Origin of the sequence: Sphingobacterium sp. CZ-2 (assembly GCF_004526235.1) — a bacterium.
GTDB lineage: Bacteria > Bacteroidota > Bacteroidia > Sphingobacteriales > Sphingobacteriaceae > Sphingobacterium > Sphingobacterium tenebrionis.
The window spans coordinates 475,211-495,490 of record NZ_CP038159.1 but is presented as its reverse complement, the minus strand read 5'-3'; the positions used below and the strand labels follow the sequence as shown (position 1 = coordinate 495,490).

Here is a 20,280-nt window from a genome sequence, read left to right as displayed (position 1 = left end):
CTATAGGTCTTTATACTAAATACTAACTACTAAATACTCCCTAAAGATCCGTCACACACCCTTTCGATGCGTTGGCGACAGATTTGGCGTATTTGTAAAGAACGCCTTTGCTTACTTTGAGGGCAGGTTGTTGCCAAGCTGCTCTGCGGGAAGCGATCTCGTCGTCGGAGACTTTCAGGTTGATCGTGTTATTGACGGCGTCGATCTCGATGATGTCGTCGTCTTGTACCAACCCGATCAGGCCACCCTCGTAGGCTTCAGGGGTGATATGGCCCACAACGAATCCGTGGGTACCACCGGAGAAGCGACCGTCGGTAATCAAGGCCACGGAAGTTCCGAGGCCAGCACCGATGATCAAGGACGTTGGTTTCAACATTTCCGGCATCCCAGGGGCGCCTTTAGGGCCTTCGTTTTTGATCACGACTACATCGCCCGATTTGATACGTCCGGTTTCCAATCCTTTTACCAGATCATGTTCCCCATCGAATACACGGGCAGGACCTGTGAATTTCTCGCCTTCTTTTCCAGAGATCTTAGCAACAGAGCCTTCTTCTGCCAAGTTTCCATAAAGGATCTGTAGATGGCCGGTAGCTTTGATCGGATCGTTCAACGCATGGATGATCGGCTGGTTGTAATCGATGATCGACTTTACCTCCGCCAAGTTCTCTGCTACCGTTTTTCCGGTAACCGTTAGGCAGTCGCCATGTAATAAACCTTCGTCCAACAAGTATTTCATAACCGCCGGAATTCCACCATATTGGTGTAGATCCTGCATCAGGAATTTACCCGATGGTTTGAAATCTGCCAATACCGGAGTTTCGTCCGACATGCGTTGGAAATCATCCGGAGTAATTTCTACGCCTACCGCATGTCCCATGGCAATAAAGTGCAACACGGCATTGGTAGAACCGCCTAAGATCACGATGATACGCATCGCATTCTCAAATGCTTTACGGGTCATGATATCGGTCGGTTTGATATCTTTTTCTAATAGGATGCGGATATATTTACCCACTTCCAGACATTCCTTCTGTTTTTCGGTTGAAGTGGCAGGGTTAGAAGAGGAGTAGGGCAAACTCATACCCATGGCTTCGATCGCTGATGCCATAGTATTGGCGGTATACATACCACCACATGCTCCTGCACCCGGACAGGTATGACGGATCACCCCATCATAATCCTCATCCGAGATCGTTCCGGCGATTTTCTTGCCCAATGCTTCAAATGCCGATACGATATTCAGTTCTTCCCCTTTATAATGACCAGGAGCGATGGTTCCACCGTATACCATAATGGCCGGGCGATTCAATCTTCCCATCGCCATAATTGCACCTGGCATGTTCTTATCACATCCCGGAATGGCTACAACACCATCGTAGTATTGACCGCCACAGATCGTCTCGATACTATCTGCTATCACATCGCGTGATACCAGGGAATAGCGCATCCCATCAGTACCATTACTCATCCCATCACTGACACCGATAGTGCCAAAAGTCAACCCGACCAGGTCATGGTTCCAAATACCTTTTTTTACCACGGCTGCCAGATCGTTCAGGTGCATGTTACAGGTATTCCCATCATAACCCATACTCGCAATACCGACCTGCGCTTTTTCCATATCCGCATCGGTCAGACCGATCCCATATAACATGGCTTTTGCTGCTGGTTGCGTCTCATCTTGTGTGAAGATGCGGCTGTACTTGTTGATTCCCTGCTGGTTATCAGATGATGACTTCATAATTCTCTTGCTCTAATACTAAGTTTTTATATTTTCGTTGGATAGATGATCCGATGCTGTCTTCCCACTCTTCCGGGAATACCACATTGTCTACTTGTTTGATTCCTATAATCCCTGCTGCGGTACCACTCAAAAAGGCGCTGTCGGCCTCGTAAATGTCCTTTACCGATAATCTTTTTTCGATGATCTCAAAGCCCAGGCTCTTACAGATAGCAATCACCGTTTCTCGGGTAATTCCTGGGAAGATATTGCCCAAAGGAGGGGTGTATATTTTAAAATCCTTTTCTATGAATAGGTTCTCGCTGGATGCTTGTGCCACAAACCCATCCTGGTCAGTTAACAAAGCTTCATCAAAACCTTTTTGGATCGCATCACTGGTTGCCAAAATGGAGTTGATATATTGTCCAGAAACCTTCGCGCTGGTCGGGAAGGACTTTGGATTTGGTCGTTCGATCTTGGAGATGTTCACCTTGATGAGATTCTGTCCAAGATAAGGGCCCCATTCCCAGGCCGCAATCATGATGTTGGCATGATCGGAAGCGGTCAGGTGCATGTTCGATCCGGAATAGATCAATGGCCGAATATAGGCCGCCCTTAGGTTGTTTACCTCCAAAAGCTCATAGGTCTTTTCGATCAGCTCCCTGTTGTCCCAAGAATAAGGTAGTCCGATGGCTTTACAGGATTGCTGTAAGCGTTCGAAATGCTCCTCCGCTTTGAAGATGCGGGTGCCGTTATGGGTACTATAGGCACGCAGTCCTTCAAAGGCGCCATAACCATAATGTAAAGACTGACCGAATAGATCAACTCCGGCATTATTTGCCTTTACGAATTGTCCATTTAAATAGATGAGTGTTTCCTGATTATAATACTGCATAATGCCTGCTTTCTTTTCCGATTGTTAATTTAGGTCGAATTAAAATTCTTTACAATAGCCAAACAAAGTATTTTGATAAAGTTTTTTATTTCGAATATTTAAATTCATTAAAATTTTATTCTGTAAAAATTGGAATTCTATCATTTTTAGTTTTGTGGTTAGTAGACTAATATTAAAATTGGTATACTTTTGATTTTTTTTAATTTTTCCAAAAACTCGGAAAATTCTTCCTAAAACCAGGAAAAGTGAAGTAAAACACAAAAAAAATAGCCCTTAAAACTTGAAGTCTTAAGGGCTACATTATCTTGTGAATTTATCTATCTATTGCTCGGCTATTCCCTCCGCTAGAATGATGATATTGTTTTCCTTTACTTCGACCACACCACCTTTAATAATAATGACCTGCTCAATATTGTTGTTCTTAATAATGACCTTGCCATCTTCTAGCGTAGACACAATAGCCGCGTGGTCCTTCAAAATTTGAAAGGATCCCGCCGAACCAGGGACTGTAACGGCTGTTACGTCGCCTTCGAAAGCTAATCTGTCTGGAGTAATTACTGTTAATTTCATTGTGCTTAGATAATAGATTTGAGATATAAGATAGTAGACCCTGAAAAACAATTTAAGACTCTACTCTTTTGAACAGAGTCTTAAATCTAATGTCTATTATCTAATATCTAGAACTAAACTGCTTCTGCTAATAGTTTTTTACCTTTTTCGATAGCATCTTCGATGGTACCTACTAAGTTGAAGGATGCTTCTGGGTATTCATCAACCTCACCAGCCATGATCATATTGAATCCTTTGATGGTGTCTTTGATGTCTACTAAACAACCTTTCAAACCTGTAAACTGCTCCGCAACGTGGAACGGCTGAGATAAGAAACGTTGAACACGACGAGCACGGTGTACCGTTAATTTATCCTCTTCAGAAAGCTCATCCATTCCTAAGATAGCGATGATATCCTGAAGTTCTTTGTAACGTTGTAGGATTTCTTTAACGCGTTGTGCTGTATTGTAGTGCTCATCACCTAATACTGCTGGAGAAAGGATACGAGAAGTTGAATCCAATGGGTCAACCGCTGGGTAGATACCTAACTCAGAGATCTTACGTGATAATACGGTAGTTGCATCTAAGTGGGCGAAAGTTGTCGCCGGTGCAGGGTCAGTCAAGTCATCCGCAGGAACGTAAACCGCCTGTACAGATGTGATGGAACCGTTTTTAGTGGAAGTAATACGCTCTTGCATTAAACCCATCTCGGTAGCAAGCGTTGGTTGGTAACCTACTGCTGATGGCATACGACCTAATAGTGCGGATACCTCAGAACCTGCTTGTGTAAAACGGAAGATGTTATCGATGAAGAAAAGGATATCACGACCTTGACCTTCGCCATCTCCATCACGGAAGTATTCCGCAACAGTTAGTCCAGATAAAGCAACACGCGCACGTGCACCTGGAGGCTCGTTCATCTGTCCGAATACGAACGTACATTTCGAATCCTTCATCAATTCCAAGTCAACAGTTTCCAAAGGCCATTCGCCTTTTTCCATGCCTTCCATGAAATGGTCACCATATTTAATAATGCCTGACTCCAACATCTCACGCAATAAGTCATTACCCTCACGAGTACGCTCGCCTACTCCGGCAAATACCGAAAGACCACCGTGACCTTTTGCGATGTTGTTGATCAATTCTTGGATCAATACCGTTTTACCAACACCGGCACCACCGAACAATCCGATTTTACCACCTTTAGCATAAGGCTCTAACAAGTCGATAACTTTAATACCTGTGAAAAGTACTTCAGATTCTGTTGATAGATCTTCAAATTTAGGAGGTACATTGTGGATAGGACGACCATTCTCTTTGTTCAATGCTTGGATACCATCAATTGGATCACCAACAACATTAAATACACGACCTTTGATTTCTTCACCAACAGGCATTTTGATCGGAGCGCCAGTATCAACTACTTTCATGCCACGAACTAAACCTTCAGTAGCATCCATTGCAATTGTACGAACACGTTCCTCACCTAAGTGCTGTTGAACCTCTAATACAATACGTTGTCCATTGTCTTTTTCAATGTACAATGCATCGTAAATCTTAGGAAGATTTTCATTGTCGGCAAAGTTGACGTCAACTACTGGGCCGATAATCTGCGCTATTTTACCAATATTGGGCATATTATAGGGACTAAAATTTATTAATCAATTTAATTACAGCGTTTTTACGCACTGTATTTTGGAATGCAAAAATAAGTTTTATCTCCTTAAAACAAAAGGGATATGCATAATAAATTATTATTTTTTTTCTCGGCGGAATTTTCATCCTTTAAAACCCTTTTTAAATAGGCTAATTTCTTGATTTACTGAAAGCATTTATTAAAAAAATCACATAACAAATAAGTTACCCCCGCTAATTTGTTGAATTACGGAAAATCATTAGTTTTATGAAGAACTAACACCTAAATATTATGAAATATTGGTTTCTAAGACTTTGTCTTGCCTGTATTCCTTTGGGAGCTAGCGCACAATGGAATTACCCAAGCTACGATGCGCTCAAAGGACAAATCCAATCCATCAGTTCCAATAAGCTTGTTGAACAGGTCAGTATTGGAAAATCCTTTTCCGGTGAGCAGATCCCTGTGTTAAAGATTCAATCCAGCAAGGAGGCAAAGCCTACTTTGTTGATCGTTGCAGGGGTAGACGGTAAACATCTAGCCGGATCTATTAATGCCTTATCGGTTGCCAAGCATATTCTTGCGCTACCTGCTGCTGAATTGCAGACGCTTTTATCGGATAAATCCATTTGGATTGTACCGGTCTTGAATGTGGATGCGTATAAAAGGAATGCCCAGACGTTGGATTGGGCTTCCGGCAATGGCAGACAGATCGATAACGACCGTGATGGGCGAATAGATGAAAACCCGAATGTAGACCTGAATAAGGATGGGGTCATCTCGCAGATGCGTGTTAAATTACCTGCTGGTCCTTTTCGGTCACATGCCGAACATCCGGACCTGATGGTAGTTGCTGACCGTACGAAATCTGAATCGGGGTCTTACGAGTTATTTAAAGAAGGCTTAGATACAGATCAAGATGGTCTATTTGGAGAAGATGGCCTTGGAGGGGTGAACATCGATCGTAATTTTACCTTTGAGTACCCTTTCTTCGAGCAGGAAACCGGCGATTATGCCGCCTCAGAGCCTGAAACCCGCGCCATCATCGACCTGATATTTGAACATCCGCAGATCGCGACGGTTCTTCATTTTGGTCTGCAGAATAACCTTTCTGTTCCGGAACAGTTCGATCCCCGTAAAGCAAGCGAAAGGATCACCAAATCCTGGACGAGCAATGATACTCAGATTTCGGCCATTATCAGCCAACTCTATAATAAGGATATGAAGAGTTTGGGCGATGCGCCAAAAATGCCAGCAGGAAGAGGTAACTTTTCCAGTACGGTATATTACCATACCGGTAAATTCAGTTTTGTTACACCATCTTGGTGGATTCCAAGCCAAGCCGATACCAGTAAAAAAGCGCCGCCTAACCAAGGGTTAAAGGATGAGGATAGGTTTGCCAATTGGGTTCGTGCGAAGCAGATCCAAGGGGCAATTCTTCCTTGGACAAAAATCGATCATCCTGATTTTCCAGGACAGGAGGTAGAAGTTGGGGGAGTGGTGGATAAATTCAGGCAGAATCCTCCGGTCGAGCATTTGGAAGAATCTGGGCGCTTGCATGCGGACTTTATCGTCAAATTGACCAAAGCGATGGCCAAATTGGAGTTCAGTGCACCAAAAGTGACCAACCTGGGTGATGATGTGTACCGTATAGAAATACGCCTATTCAATACCGGTGCTATGCCTGTCTATCCGGAGATTGCGGACAGGATCAAGCATGTATCCAAGATGAAATCCATTCTGGAGATCCAGAAATCGCAGAAATTCCTAAGTGGCAAACGCTTGCAGCTGTATCCTACGTTGGCTGCAGGAGGTTCGACCAATTTTTCCTGGTTGGTTAAGGGCAAAGGAAAGGTACAATTGACCGTTGGCTGTCCATCTGCCGGAGAGAAAACCATTGATATAACCCTATAAGCTAGAAATTCCATGAAATTAAGATATAACATACTGACCCTGGCGATGACATTGAGCTTGAGCCTGGGTATGGCACAACAGAAAACCGAGGAAGGGCAGAAAGAAATTGCAGGTCTTCGCGCGGTGGGCTCGCCTTCGAACCCAAAGGTTCCGATGAATTGGAACAGGTACCACGATCTGAAACAGATGGAACAGTTCTATAAGGATCTTCAAAAAGCTTATCCAAACTTGGTGAAATACGAATCCATTGGCAAGAGCTATGAAGGCCGGGATATCTTCGTGTTGACCGTTACAGATTTTAAGGAGGGGGATGCGAAGCGCAAACCGGCCATGTGGATCGATGGGAATATACACGCCAATGAACTGCAAGGTTCCGAAATTTCGATGTATACAGCCTGGTATCTGGCTGAGAATTACCATGCAGTACCTTTCATCAAAGAATTATTGAAGGATAAGGTCTTTTATATAGCACCGACCATCAATCCAGATTCCAGAGAATATTTTATCTATGAACCCAATACCATGCATTCCTCCAGGACAGGGCGGAGACCGTTTGATAACGATGGTGATGGCTTAGTGGCGGAGGATCTGTATGATGATCTGGATGGTGATGGCCACATTGTGATGATGCGCCGAAAGTCCAAGACGGGTCGCTATAAGGTGGATCCAGACAATCCGAACCGCATGATCATCGTGAAGCCCGGAGAAGTAGGCGATTATGAGCTGCTTGGATTTGAGGGGATAGATAACGATGGAGACGGATTGGTGAACGAGGACATTACCGGCACCTATGACCCGAACAGGGATTGGGGATGGAACTGGCAGCCAAACTATGTGCAGGGAGGTGCTTTGTACTATCCGGGCACTTTGCCTGAAACGCAGGCGGTAAAGAATTTTATCTACGCCCATCCGAATATTGCCGGCGCCCAATCTTACCATAATTATGGCGGGATGATCCTTCGTGGTCCGGGTGCTGCAGAAGACGAACGTTTCTATTCGAGAAAAGATGTTCAGGTGTATGATGCCTTGGGAACCACGGGTGGTAAGATGCTGCCCGGATACAATTATATCGTCATCCATAAAGATCTATACACCGTTTTTGGTGGTGAGATTGATTTTCTGGCCTTGACACGTGGAATTTTTACCTTCTCCAATGAATTGATGACCAATTATAAATTGTTCAATGAGAAAGCAGAGGGGATGCGGCAGAGTGATGAATACTATGAGTTTGATAAACTGTTGATGTTTGGTGATGCCTATGTGCCCTGGAAGGAATATGATCATCCGCAATACGGAAAGATTGAGATCGGTGGGGCGAAGAAGAACTATACCAGAAACCATCCCGGGTTTTTATTGATGGAGGATGCGCATCGGAATGCTGCTTTTACCATCTATCATGCCTATCATATGCCAAAATTGGAAGTCTTGGAAACCGATGTGAAATCTTTGGGAGGCAATCTTTATGAAGTGAATGCAACAGTTTGGAACAGTCGGATCATTCCGACGCATTCAGACCATGATGTGCGGTATCGGATTGAAAGGCCAAACCATATCCGATTGGAAGGAGCGAAGGTGGTGACGGGGATGCGCGTGATGAATGCGGATTTCAATGAGACCATCGAGCAGAAATTTAAACCGGAACAGATTGAGGTGCCGACCATTGAAGGGACTTCAGCAGTGAAGGTAAGATGGATTGTAAGAGGAAATCCGAATGCGGCAAAGATTGTTGTGGATAGCCCGAAAGGGGGGTATCTGGAGCATGACCTGAAACAGCAAGGAAATAAAGGGTAATTGTAGCTTTTGCTAATTAGAAGGACTTTGACAAGCAACACTTGACATATTTTGTCTTCTTACTCCAAGTGAGGTGTAAGTGACATGTAAGTGAGTTGTAAGTGACTTTAGGCACTTACAACTCACTTTTACGCTACTTGCAATATGCTTTCACATCGAACAAAATAAGTAAAAATACAGATGCCTTACTGGTTATCTTAGCAATGGGAAAATAGCACTTTCCACATGTTCGGTTTCGATGAGCTTAAGTAATTTCTTGCTTAGCTTTTCATTCTTGATCGGATTTTTCTCTTGAGGGTCTTTTTCCAGGTCATAAAGTTCAAAATAACTGTTATTAGGATCCTTCACCTTAAACTTGATCAGTTTATAGTTCTTATACCGAACGGCCTGTCTACCGCCATCTTCGTGGAATTCCCAATACAATTGGTCATGTTGTTGCTGTTTACCTTTGCCCAATAGGGTCGGTAACATCGAAATTCCATCCGTGTTTTCTGTTTTTTTATCGCCTACGATCGCCTGAACGGTTGGTAAAATATCCCAAAAAGCTGATACATGATCGGAGGTACTGTTCGCTGCCACCTTACCACTCCATTTCACGATCATGGGCGTACGGATCCCACCTTCGTAAAGATCTCGCTTAAACCCTTTCAACCCCGCCGTACTGTTGAAAAATACCGGATCGGCACCCCCTTCGCGGTGGGCACCGTTGTCGCTGGTAAAAATTATAATGGTGTTTTCAGTCAATCCCAATTGGGCTAATTTGTCCATGATCTCGCCCACATAATGATCCATTCTGCTTACCATGGCCGCAAATGTCGCTCTTGGTTTAGCGACCGATGCATATCCCGGGACGGTTGCATTTGGTCCATAATCATTTCCTTTATGCGGTTTTTCCGTAAAAGCATGTTCATATTTCTTGAAAAACTCATCTTCAGGACCTGTTAGCTCGGCGTGGGGAAGAACCGTTGGTACGAAAAGAAAGAAAGGTTGGTCCTTGTTTTTGTCTAGGAATGCCAATGTTTGTTCCTGAATCAATTCAGGCGCATAGGTAGCCATTTTTGTGAGGTCATTTCCTTCCAATTCGACACGCTTATCATTATGCCATAAATGCGTAGGGAAATAACGATGGGACTGCCGTTGGCAATTATAGCCGAAAAACTCATCAAAACCTTTTCTGTTTGGATCTCCGGAGGTGCCTACCATGCCTAATCCCCATTTTCCAAATGCTCCGGTTTTATAGCCATGTTCTTGGAGGATCATGGCAAATGTGCGGATGGAATCTGCCAAAGGTTCTTGCCCTTCGGGCTCGATTTCTTTGTTTCCACGCACATAGGTATGGCCGGTATGCTGCCCTGTCATGAGGGATGATCTTGAAGGCGCACATACGGAGGTTCCGGCATAGAAATTACTGAATTTCATTCCTGCATCGGCTAGTTTATCCAGGTTTGGGGTGCTGATCTTTTGTTGGCCATAAGGACCGATATCCCCAATTCCAAGATCATCGGCTAGGATAAGAACGATATTCGGTTTCTGTTGTGCCTGGACTTGGATAATAGTGGTCAATAGCAAAAATAATAAGAGCTTTTTCATGATAATTTATTAGCAACCTTCGGAGGATTACCTCCGAAGGTTAATTTATTTATTTAACCCAGCCTGGGTTTTGTTTGATATTAGGATTCAAAACTATTTCAGCAGATGGAATTGGATATAAATAGTAATACTCCGGGAAGGAAGGGGGAGTGCCTTCATAAGCAATATTACCACTAGATCCTCCGTTCAAAATAGGAATTGGAGCGTTAGCCGGGACATCAACTCCCTTTTGGATATAACGTCCAATTTTACGAGCGGAAGCGTAATCCATTTTTTTCCATCTCCTTAAATCATCAAAACGAAATCCTTCTCCCATTAATTCTATTGCACGCTCTCTTCGAATTTCCCATAATATAGGAGTAACGGAAGCATCCCTTGTAGGGTCTGAAGGTATTGCAGTTAATTGCAAAGAAGCTACTTGACCTCTTTTACGAAGTTTGTTAATGGTTTGGTCAGCTACTCCTTGATTGAAAGTGCCAAGTTCATATTTTGCTTCCGCCAAATTCAAAAACACTTCACCCATTCTGAAAATTGGTGCATCATTAATGTCTTCATTTTGAAGTATTTTAATCTTATTACTAAATTTATAGAATCTATAACCCGTAAAAGTTACATTGAATGGTTGGCCATTTGTATAATCTGCATAATGTGGTTCTTGACGTAATACCAACCCTTGCCAGTTAATAGTAGGTAATGTTTTTCTGCTGGGAATAGACAAGATATTCATAAGGTCAATATATTCCCTATCTGCTAGATTTTCTGTATGCTCAAATGTATAGCTAGGGTGGTTAGTTATCACCTTAAATGGAGGAGGAACAGTGTAATAAAGTCTAATATCCCTGTTTCTGAATTCTTTATACGGAGTGTCATCTCCAGCAAATTGAGGACTAGTCCAACGTGTTTGTCCATCTTTCATTAAATATAAATCAGCAGCTTTTTTAGTAAGGTCCCAACGTCCAGAAGAATTTCTAGCTAAAGATGCTAAAGTATGAGTAATTTGATTTACTTCATATTGTTTGTATAGAAGCACTTCTGAATTGTTCGCTAATGATTCACTATTAAATAATTCGTCATAATCATTGTGCAATTCTGGGAAACTAGCTATCAATTTGGACGAAGCATCAACAGAAACATTCAAATATTTTTCTGAATCGGATAATCCATGATATTTTCTCCAAGTACCTTCTCTTAATCCGAACCTTGAGATTAATGCTCGAACAGTATGCACATTTATAGTGTTCTTACCATCTCCCGCAACTTTAATATTTGCTTCTGCAAAAGTAAGCATGTCCATAATTTTTTGAGCGATTTCATCCCTAGAACTTGGAGTTCCGTATAGAATTTCTTTATCTCCATCATTTATGGCATTTTCCACCCAGATCACTCCACCGAATTTATTTAATAAATCCATGTAATTGTAAGCCTTAAAGAAATACCCAATGCTGCGAATATGTTTTTTCTCCACATCGCTTAATTGAGATGCTGCATCAATATTGTTCAATAAAATATTTATTGCCCTAATCTGAACGTATGGTGCATTGTAGTCAGAAGAAGTTCCAGGAATGACTATGCGATTCCAAATCCAATCTGAGGTTGCATTGTTGTTGGCTAAGGCGAATAGATCTCCATTGACTTCCGAATTGGGTACTGAGTTGCTGTATCCTGGGAAAATTCCATAAAACTGCCAAGAGTAGGTAATAAAATTATCGTAAGATGTGAAAGTCGTATTTTCAGTTAAAGTACCTTCAGGAGATAAGTCAAGTAGTTTTGTACAACTCGTATTTCCAGTCGCAAGGCTCGTTGCGAGTGCGATATATATAATTGATTTAAATATTTTCATGATAGTAGGTAATAGGTTAGAAATTGATGTTTACACCAAAGCTATATTTTTTCAAATACGGGTAAATTCCGCCTGATCCTAAATCAGCTGCATCAGCTTCAAATCCTTTAGGTAATTTGTCAAACAAGAAAAGGTTCTCACCCGTTAAATATAGTCTAATACTTTCCAAGAATTTGGACTTCAAAACATCATTACCAAGGTTATAACTCAATGTAATGTTCCTCACCCTTAAATATGAACCGTCTTGTAAGAACTTGGTCTGTGTCCTTCGATTAGCACTCGTATTCAATCCTGCATTGGAATAAACTCTTCCATAGTAAGCGTCTTGATTTTCTGGAGTCCAATAGTCCAGATTATGTTTGAAGAAAGTAGAAAACTCATTATTATAAGGCCAGAAAACAAAATTACTCATCCAAAGGTCTCTTTTTCCAACTCCTTGTAGAAATACGGAAAGGTCAAAGTTTTTGTAACCAAAATTTCCTGTAATTCCATATTGATACCTTCTTTTACTGTTCCCGATTACTTTCATGTCACCTGGATCACTTAAAGTACCATTTCCTGAGAAAATGATGCCATCACCATTTAGGTCTTTATAAAGAATATCTCCTGGATTTTGAGCGACGCCATTAAAAAAAGGTATTCCATCTTTTAATATTCCGCCTTGAAGTTTTTCATTCAAACTTCCTGCTTCGAAATCATTCTCCGTATAGAATCTATCGGTCACATATCCCCAAATTTCATTGAGTTCTTTACCTTCATAAAAGCTGTTTATTAGTCCGGAACTATTTTCAAGGCGTGTAATAAATCCTCTATTGTCGGAAAGGTTGAATCCGACTGCATAAGTAAAATCACTGATTTTATCTTTCCAGTTCAATTCCCATTCCCAACCTTTTGATTCCAGATCAGTGGTATTCTGAAATGGTGGAGCAGCACCTAATACCGCAGGTAAATCTGCTCCTTGATATAACATTCCGATAGTTTGCCTTCGGAACCAGTCGAAACTTGTATTCAGCTTACTATTAAATAAGGCAATGTCAACACCTAAATTTAAGGTACGAACCTTTTCCCAAGTAAATGTCGAGGAAACTAACCCTGGAGGAGCTATTGTTAAATACCTGATTCCAGTAGTCGGATTGATCCAAGAGGAATTCGTTGCAGACATAGATGGGATTACTGGAAAATAATTTTGTCCACCGCCAGAATTATATACGACCTGGTTTCCAATTTCTCCAAATGAACCTCTAACTTTCAACAAAGGAACTTGATTTCTTAGGGCGCTCATGAAATTTTCTTCACTGATATTCCATCCAGCAGAAACAGAAGGGAAGAAACCAAATTTGGATCCTTTTTGGAATCTTGAAGATCCATCCAAACGACCATTTAATTCTAATAGATAACGGTTTTTGTAATCATAATTGATTCTTCCAAAATATCCTAATACAGCATATTGCCCGAATGCGTCATCGACAAATTGGTTTCCGCTACTTGTACCTAGTGAAGGGGAATCAGGACTAAGGATATCATATCTGGTTGCCGAATAAGTTTCGTAATGGCTTTTTTCATAGTTAGTTCCCAATAAATATTTAAAATTGTTATTGGAAATACTGTGTGAATAACTTGCGTATAAATTTAAGGCATTATAATTTGTTATACTACTACCCCTTTGGTAATATTGGTTATTAAATAAATATTCCTCATTGTAATTATTAGGGTTCATATATTTATGCCTAACCTGATAATATTTGCTATTACTGTTGTTTTTATCAAATGTATACTCAGCAGTTAAATTTAATCCTTGAATTGGATTATATTCTAATTTTCCAAATAATCGCAGGTTATCACCATAATTTAAACTTGGATCTTCGTATTTCAAGTAGTTATTTGGTGTTCCGTATGGGATTTGAGTGCCATCCATTGCGACATCATAACCTGGGTTAATATAGGAACCATGCGTAATAGAACGGTAGAACATTTCCCCCATGTTCATAGGAGTTTTTCGTTTGTCGTTTTTATAGAGAAAGTTCGCACTCGCATTCAGATTTTTTGCTATTTCGGTTGTTATAAAAGCATTTACATTATAACGATTGTAACTGTCTTTATCAGTGGCCATGATTCCATCTTCATCTGCAAGCATGCCAGATAATCTATATGCCATTTTTTCCCCACCACCAGAAACTGAAATATTATGTAATTGTTCAAATCCTGTGGTAAAAACTTCCCCATACATATCATATTCCTGTAATGCGTATTTAGTATTGTTTACCTCAGCTATACCATTTGGGTATTTGTTTGGGTCGGCTTGAAACTCCTTTAAAAGTTCCAACCAGGTTTCGACATTTTCACCTGTCCAATTTGTTGCTTGTCCGAAATCCTTTAGCCCTTGGACAAATTCTAATGGACTAGCCTTTTCTGGTAAACTTGTAGCATTCGACCAAGTTAGATTTGAAGAATAATTGAATTTGATTGGCTGGTTTTTTCCTGCTTTTTTAGTGGTCACTAAAATCACCCCATAAGCTGCTCTTGCTCCATAAATGGAGGAAGCTGCAGCATCTTTTAATACCGTTATATTTTGAATATCCTTAGGGTTGATATCATCAAGGTTCATTGGGACGTTATCTACCAAAACTAAAGGGCTGCCTCCATTTATAGAAGTAATACCCCTAATATTGAGGTCAGATCCTTGCCCTGGACGCCCACCTCCAAAAGTTACTTGCATGCCAGGTACAGCTCCTTGAAGGGCTTGAGAAGAACTGCTCACGGGCCGATCCCCCAATACTTTATTCATATCTACAGAGGAGACAGCTCCTGTAAGATTAGCTTTTTTCTGTGTGCCGAAACCAACTACTACAACTTCATCTAAGGATGTTAAATCCTCCTGAAGGATAATTTTCATTTCGCTTGAGGATACGGCTATTTCTTGACTAGAGTATCCCATATAGCTAATGATTAAAATAGCTTGATCATTACTTGCATTTATCTCAAATCGACCGCCCTCATTGGTACTTGTTGCTTTGGTAGAATTTTTTTCTGTAATACTAACTCCAACTAATGGCTTACCACTTTTATCAACAACAATTCCTCGAACAGGAAACCCTTCCTGTCTATTGTTTTCTGGACGAATTACCATGCGGTATGCATCTAATTTTTTAATGGTCAATCCCGCATTGTTCAATAATGGCAAAAGTACTTCAGTCCATGGAAGATTACTTACCTGAATTCTTGAAAAAGATTCATTGTTTATCAGATTATCTGCATAGATGAATTTAATATTGGTTTGTTTTTCAATGGATTTTAATACTGATTTAAGGTCACTATTATAAAGTCGCATGGAAACCTTCTCCTGTGCAGCAGTAGGATTTGCAATTACACGTAAAGAAAAAATACAGATAAAGCAGATGATAAGTTTAAGCATCAATAATACTTTAAATAGATAAGGCCATTTCACATGGAGCCTAATGGCATGTAAATTAATTTTCATAAATTAGACGAATTGATTTAAGCGTCTTACTTTCTCAGGGCTAGATGCTTAATTATTAATAATTTGATGAAGGATACATCTTTGGATGTGTCCTTTTTTTCTGAAGGTTTATAGTTTTCTTATTTCATAATATCACAATTTAGTTTAGTAAATGGTTATTAGGTTATTTTCTTTTTTGAATTTAAATTCTATTCCCGTTGATTTCAATAATTCTAATACATCTTCAATATGATCGGATTCCATATTTCCGGAAAGATTATGTTGTTTGAGTGAGTCATTCTTAATTTCAATTTGAACATCATACCATTTTTCCAATTTAGAGATGATGTTGTCAAAAGGTTCTTTGTCAAAAACAAGCTTATTTTCCTTCCAAGCTATTTCTGCAGGAACATCTGACGAATTATTTTTTAGGAAGATACTTTTTTGAATAATCATATCTTTTGTGGGTATTTTCGAGGTCTCAGAATTTTTGGGTTGATTATTCAATTTCTTATCATAATTAACGCTGATTTTTTCTCCAGGGATAACTTGTAAAAACTTACTATCTTTTTGATCTTTATTGATAAATAATTCGATTTTTCCTTCGACCAAACTAGCTTCTGCACGATTTTCATCTGGGTAAGAACGAACATTAAAACTTGTCCCAACTACTTTTACGGTTAATTCCTTTGCGTTGATATACATGGGAAGATTTTGATTTTTTGAAACTTCAAAATACGCTTCTCCAGTTAAACTTATATCCCTATTTTCCTTACCAAAGGATTTCTTAAAAGCAATAGTGCTTGCGCTATTCAGCCAAACATGTGTTCCATCAGGTAGCGTCACATTTTTCCGTTCTCCGTTTTTAGTTTCTATCTTTTGACTAAAATTATCAACATTGTATGAGTTAGAAATTCCATAATATAAAACAGAACATGTGAAAATACCAATCAGAATAGCAGCTGCATATTTTAAAAAAGCATTTCGAGAAATTTTTAAAACAGTTCTATTAACTTCATCACGTCCTCTCGTAGCATTCATAGTTTTTCCAAACTTTTCCTCCAATTCGAGAGGACCAACTATCATATTTTTTGGTTTCGTTAGTTCCTTAAATAAAACGGAGAGTTTTTCATCGTTAGTGATAGCACTATCCAATTCCACTTGTTCTTTAACTGAAATTTTTTTAGATAGATAAAGATGGATTAATTCAAAAAATCGTTCTCCTTGCATGGCGTAAAATTGGTGCTAACTATATATAGGACAGGTAATACAAGGATACTCCTCAATCAAAAAGAAAAAAAATAAGATATTTATATCTTTGGTGCTGATTTTCAGTATTATAAATTGAGGTTTTCTTTAATTTTTCCCATTGCAATTTGAAGGTGTCTATCAATAGTTTTAATACTGACCTCCATAATATCCGCGGCTTCTTTATAACTACAATCATTATCACGGATAAGTATAAGAGCCATTTTTGATTTCGGTGGGAGTTGAGCAATTGCCTGTTCGATTTGATTTTTTAATTCTTTAATTAGAAATTCCCTTTCCGGATTGATAAGATCTCTAGGCTCTGGATTTAGGCTGTTCAAGTGATTGTGACGAACCTTGATTTTTTCTAATGCATTTAGGGAGAGGTTTTTAACACTGGTGTAGAGATAAGTTTTTAAATGGTTGATTTTCAAAAGTTTTTCGGGTTGGGTCCATAATTTTACCATAAAATCTGCCATTATATCTTCCGAAATTTCCTTATTTCCAGTAATTGAAAGAGAAAAACCTAATAAAGGGGCATAAAAATGATTGAAAAGTAATTTAAATGCAGTTGCATCTTTAGCAATTGCAATTTTACTTTTTTCAACTACCCAATCTATCTCTCCTCCTTTAGGTTCCATGAATTTTCTTTGAGAATTCTAAAAATATATATAAAAATCTGATTGCTCAAATAATACCATTCCCTATATTGAACCAAACTGTTTTTTAACTAAAAAAGCCCCCAAAAAGGGGGGCTTCATATCTAAATACTAAATACTCACTACTAAATACTCCAAACCTAACTGTTCCTCTTCAACTGCTCATCCAACAACTGTCTTTTCAACTGTTGTTCTCTTTCCATTGCTTTCTTCCTCAGGGTCTGTAATTCTTCTTGCAGTTCATCCACGGTATTCTTACTATCCACGGTATCCACTTTCGATTTTCTAAACGCCACTAAGGTTCCAAAAAACGCAGCACCTAAGGCAATGATAATAGCCCAGACCATCGTATGGTAAGTTCCTTTTGCGAAATCCATTCCTAAAAAGGAGATACTATCTGTTTTTTGTTGTTCTGCTGCCAAAGCGGTAGAAAGGTTTTGAACAGAATCCTTCAAAGATTGCATACTACCAGCAGCGCTCGATGCCGAACCATTCAGTTCATTGATCGTTTTTTTGTATTTGCTCAGGGAGTCCCTCACGTTCTGACGGATGATATCCAAGTTACTTTTTCTAATGATTTTGAAATCTGCATCCTGTGACCTCGATTGCACGTTGAGTACAACAAATTGGCTATCTAAGGTAGTGGTCCGAAGTTTTTGTTGTAGCGTTTGACCATGAACGGCAGGGCTTAGCACCCAAAACAATAATAGAAAGGATAAAAATCGCATATTTTTAAGTTGTTTTTTACTGTCTTATTTAATCAAGTTTAGCAATTTAATTAGATATTGTAAAGAAAATATTGTAATTATATCCTCCCCCAATTGACAATCCTTCCAAAAAATAGAATATCTGTTTCATCATTGCTAATAGCAGATGCATTTTGATGCCAAGTGTGTAATAAATTAACTTCCTGATTCAATGAATACTAAAAGTTCCGACTTCAAACGCATTTGAATATAATTCACTAAATTTATAAAAATTATAAACTGCGAAATCGCAAGTAGGTTTACAGTCGAAATTGTAAGCCAATTGTAAAGGGATTGAAATAATATTTGGTTTCTGAGGCAATTGCGATTCTAATCTCATTATACATGATAAACAAAACTGTTTCAAATGCTAAGGAGGCGATTCAGGATATTGAGGATGGCATGACCCTGTCCCTAGGGGGCTTTGGCTTATGCGGTATTCCGGAAAACCTGATCAGTGCTTTATTGGAAAAAGGCGTGAGCAACCTGACCTGCATCAGCAATAATGCAGGGGTGGATGATTTTGGTCTCGGCCTATTATTACAGAAAAAACAAGTAAAGAAAATGATCGCTTCTTATGTGGGCGAGAATGCAGAATTTGAAAGACAGATGCTGAATGGCGAACTGGAGGTCGAGCTGATCCCGCAAGGAACCTTGGCAACGAGACTAATGGCTGGCGGCTACGGGCTACCGGTAATCTATACCCCTGCAGGAGTTGGAACAGAGGTGGCAGAAGGGAAGGAAGTTCGCCGGTTTACCTTCCATGGGGTAGAAAAAGATTACCTGATGGAATATGCCTTTGAACCCGATTTCGCCTTGGTAAAAGCTTGGAAGGGCGATACAGCAGGTAACCTGGTTTACCGAGGTACAGCGCAGAACTTTAACCATGCGGTAGCTATGTGCGGAAAGATCACGATTGCTGAGGTAGAGGAACTGGTGGAAGTAGGGGAATTGGATCCTAATCATATCCATACACCGGGTGTATTTGTACAACGTATTTTCCAAGGAGAGCAATACGAAAAAAGAATTGAACAACGAACTGTAAGACAAAAAGAAGATGAATAAACGCGTATTTATTGTAGCCGCAAAACGTACTGCCATGGGCAGTTTTGGAGGTGCTTTATCCAGTATCTCTGCCACAGAATTAGGTGCAAAAGCTATTTCTGCTGTTATTGAAGAAAGTGGAATCGATGCATTACAGATCGATGAAGTATATATGGGTTCGGTGCTACAGGCCAATCTAGGACAGGCACCAGCGCGCCAGGCATCGAAATTTGCCGGTTTGTCGGATCATATCCCAGCAACGACCATCAATAAGGTCTGCGCCAGTGGCATGAAGGCCATCTCCATCGCTGCCCAGCAGATCCTTTTGGGCGATGCCCATGTGGTGGTAGCCGGTGGGATGGAAAGCATGAGCCAGGTGCCATATTATGATGTTGCTGCTCGTTGGGGCGCAAAATATGGCGATCAGAAATTGATCGATGGGCTGGCGAAAGATGGGTTAACCGATGTGTATTCCAACCAGGCCATGGGGAATTGTGGCGAGGTTTGTGCCGAGAAATACAGTATTTCCCGCGAGGATCAGGATGAATATGCCATCCAATCCTATACCCGTAGCAAGATCGCTTGGGAATCCGGAAAGTTTACAAAGGAGGTTACTCCGGTAGAAATCAATAGTCGTAAAGGAACGGTGATCGTTTCGGAAGATGAAGAATATAAACAGGTCAATTTTGAAAAATTGAGCCAATTGCGTCCTTCCTTTAAATCGGATGGAACCATTACTGCGGCCAATGCCTCTACCTTGAGTGATGGTGCTGCTGGGGTATTATTGGTAAGCGAAGAGAAAATGAAGGAATTGGGTTTAAAGCCAATCGCAGAGATTATTGCTTATGCGGATGCGGAGCAGGCGCCAGAATGGTTTACTACCACACCAGCTATCGCTACGCAGAAAGTTTTGCAGAAAGCAGGCCTAACCATGGATGATATGGATTATTTCGAATTCAACGAAGCCTTTTCGGTAGTTGCCTTGGCAAATGCAAAGCTGTTGAGCCTTTCGACCAACCAGATCAACGTATATGGTGGAGCGGTGGCTCTAGGGCATCCCCTGGGATGCTCCGGCGCAAGGATCATCGTGACCTTGAGTTCGGTGCTGCATCAGGAGAATGGAAATTATGGGCTTGCTGCTATCTGTAATGGTGGCGGTGGTGCCAGTGCAATGATCATTAAAAAATGCTAAGC

The 20,280-nt window shown here is 40.4% G+C and carries 14 protein-coding genes; 4 read left to right on the top strand and 10 right to left on the bottom strand.

All coding sequences use genetic code 11. From position 1 onward, the window contains the following. Positions 1–40 precede the first annotated feature (40 nt). The 4 genes from ilvD to atpD all read right to left on the bottom strand — a co-directional run bounded on the left by ilvD (position 41) and on the right by atpD (position 4,801). Positions 41–1,741 carry a dihydroxy-acid dehydratase gene (gene ilvD, locus E3D81_RS02170; protein WP_099368183.1) on the bottom strand — a complete coding sequence of 567 codons (1,701 nt, stop codon included), beginning with the start codon at positions 1,739–1,741 and terminating at the stop codon, positions 41–43. Then, positions 1,725–2,615: a branched-chain amino acid transaminase gene (locus tag E3D81_RS02165; RefSeq protein ID WP_134776252.1), complete on the bottom strand. Its 891-nt coding sequence runs from the start codon at positions 2,613–2,615 to the stop codon at positions 1,725–1,727. The genes ilvD and E3D81_RS02165 overlap by 17 nt, the downstream gene beginning before the upstream one ends. Before the next feature lie 321 nt (positions 2,616–2,936). Then, positions 2,937–3,185 carry an ATP synthase F1 subunit epsilon gene (gene atpC / locus E3D81_RS02160; RefSeq protein ID WP_134776251.1) on the bottom strand — a complete coding sequence of 83 codons (249 nt, stop codon included), beginning with the start codon at positions 3,183–3,185 and terminating at the stop codon, positions 2,937–2,939. Between the two features lie 113 nt (positions 3,186–3,298). Next, a complete protein-coding gene (gene atpD / locus E3D81_RS02155; RefSeq protein ID WP_099368186.1) occupies positions 3,299–4,801 on the bottom strand; it encodes a F0F1 ATP synthase subunit beta in 1,503 nt (500 codons plus the stop codon). Between the two features lie 290 nt (positions 4,802–5,091). Between atpD and E3D81_RS02150 the strand changes: the two genes are divergently transcribed. Beyond that, positions 5,092–6,711: a M14 family zinc carboxypeptidase gene (locus E3D81_RS02150; RefSeq protein ID WP_134776250.1), complete on the top strand. Its 1,620-nt coding sequence runs from the start codon at positions 5,092–5,094 to the stop codon at positions 6,709–6,711. 12 nt (positions 6,712–6,723) lie between these two features. Next, positions 6,724–8,502, top strand: coding sequence for a M14 family metallopeptidase (locus E3D81_RS02145; RefSeq protein ID WP_134776249.1), 1,779 nt, complete (start codon positions 6,724–6,726; stop codon positions 8,500–8,502). Positions 8,503–8,694: 192 nt separating this feature from the next. Here the strand turns inward: E3D81_RS02145 and E3D81_RS02140 are convergent, their stop codons facing one another. The 6 genes from E3D81_RS02140 to E3D81_RS02115 form a co-directional block, all read right to left on the bottom strand. After that, complete coding sequence (locus tag E3D81_RS02140; protein WP_134776248.1) at positions 8,695–10,092, bottom strand: arylsulfatase; 1,398 nt, start codon at positions 10,090–10,092, stop codon at positions 8,695–8,697. Between the two features lie 49 nt (positions 10,093–10,141). Next, positions 10,142–11,932, bottom strand: a complete 1,791-nt coding sequence (locus tag E3D81_RS02135; protein WP_134776247.1) for a RagB/SusD family nutrient uptake outer membrane protein — start codon at positions 11,930–11,932, stop codon at positions 10,142–10,144. Between the two features lie 16 nt (positions 11,933–11,948). Beyond that, positions 11,949–15,089, bottom strand: coding sequence for a SusC/RagA family TonB-linked outer membrane protein (locus E3D81_RS02130; protein WP_167554212.1), 3,141 nt, complete (start codon positions 15,087–15,089; stop codon positions 11,949–11,951). 465 nt (positions 15,090–15,554) lie between these two features. Then, positions 15,555–16,619, bottom strand: a complete 1,065-nt coding sequence (locus tag E3D81_RS02125; RefSeq protein WP_134776245.1) for a FecR family protein — start codon at positions 16,617–16,619, stop codon at positions 15,555–15,557. A gap of 107 nt (positions 16,620–16,726) precedes the next feature. Continuing rightward, positions 16,727–17,278, bottom strand: coding sequence for an RNA polymerase sigma-70 factor (locus E3D81_RS02120; RefSeq protein WP_134776244.1), 552 nt, complete (start codon positions 17,276–17,278; stop codon positions 16,727–16,729). Positions 17,279–17,436: 158 nt separating this feature from the next. Continuing rightward, positions 17,437–18,024: a hypothetical protein gene (locus tag E3D81_RS02115; RefSeq protein WP_099368194.1), complete on the bottom strand. Its 588-nt coding sequence runs from the start codon at positions 18,022–18,024 to the stop codon at positions 17,437–17,439. A gap of 363 nt (positions 18,025–18,387) precedes the next feature. Here E3D81_RS02115 and E3D81_RS02110 point away from each other — a divergent pair, with 363 nt between their 5' ends. Both E3D81_RS02110 and E3D81_RS02105 read left to right on the top strand, forming a co-directional pair. Beyond that, on the top strand, positions 18,388–19,107 hold the full coding sequence (locus E3D81_RS02110; RefSeq protein WP_099368195.1) for a CoA transferase subunit A: 720 nt from the start codon (positions 18,388–18,390) through the stop codon (positions 19,105–19,107). Next, positions 19,100–20,278, top strand: coding sequence for an acetyl-CoA C-acyltransferase (locus E3D81_RS02105; RefSeq protein ID WP_134776243.1), 1,179 nt, complete (start codon positions 19,100–19,102; stop codon positions 20,276–20,278). The genes E3D81_RS02110 and E3D81_RS02105 overlap by 8 nt, the downstream gene beginning before the upstream one ends. Positions 20,279–20,280 lie beyond the last annotated feature (2 nt).